Genomic DNA, 1,069 nt, shown 5'->3' on the forward strand with positions numbered 1-1,069 from the left:
CAATCAGCGTTTTCCCGGAATCGCCATCCGGTTGCTCAAATTGGCTGGGGTCTTTATTGTAGACGAGTAAATACCCGGCCCCGTTTTCACTCGCCGACACCACGGAGATTACGACGAAGCGCACATCCTGAATAAATTCAGTCCCTAACTGCGCGTAAAGCGGCCCAAACTTGGACCCTGACATCAGCATATCAGAGAGATATTTATCGACCGACAGCAGACGGTCGCATAAATAAAGCGCATGAAGAAGGCGATAGACCGAAAAGAAAATCGTCGAATCCTCTTTGAAACCAAAAGAATCCCTGAGTTTGGCAACGAAGAAACGCATCAAGGTCAGCATGCCCTCGCGGTCGCTGATAAAAGCGAGTTCTTCAATGTCGGAGAGCCCGCCTTGGGGATCCAACAGAGGATCAAGGCCCCAAAGCTCCTGAAAACTCGCCTCGCCGCTCACCAGATTTTCGGGGTCCATCACAGTCCGAAACTGCTGAACCATATCATTGAAACCCGTGCGACTACAAAAGACTGCCTCGGACCATCCCGGTTGCCACCGCGCCGATGCCGAAATAGTGCTGAGAATGAAACTTTCAGGGTCGGAGGGATCGGTGAGCGACGCCGGATAACTTGCATTGATGATTTCCGCGACATGCTCAATTTTTTGAGAGCAATACTCGCCAATCCAATTCAAAAAAATCGAAGAACTCTCGGAATCCTGCCAGTCAGGCCCTATCGATAAGATAGAATTATACAGATCCCCCGCAATGTTGATCGGAACCTCGATTTGGGCGCGGGTAAATTTACCGCAAGCAAGCGTGATATTCATCGTCAGCTCCGACAGGTCAGCGGGAGAAAGCGCCCCAGGGGTGTCACAGCCATCCGTCCACATTGGTTTGATTCCAAAGCAGCACATAATTGCGCAGTCCGCAAAAACGATCTCGCTCCCCGGCACCGCCCCACCGCCAAACGAGCGCTACCCCCCGCGGGCATGCCGGGGGCCGTCGCATCGATCAGCACTGTGCTTTGAAAAAACGTGGGAAAGGGCGGTACTCAGTTGATAAAAAAGCCCAATAAC

1 protein-coding gene is annotated in these 1,069 nt (G+C 52.1%); it reads right to left on the reverse strand.

The genetic code is table 11. The annotated features are described in order from the left end of the window. Positions 1 to 820, reverse strand: an 820-nt coding sequence (locus VZ95_RS20810) for a hypothetical protein (protein WP_045777568.1), incomplete at its 3' end; no start/stop codon positions are given. Positions 821 to 1,069 lie beyond the last annotated feature (249 nt).

This window comes from Elstera litoralis (genome assembly GCF_000963705.1).
In the GTDB taxonomy this organism is placed as follows: domain Bacteria; phylum Pseudomonadota; class Alphaproteobacteria; order Elsterales; family Elsteraceae; genus Elstera; species Elstera litoralis.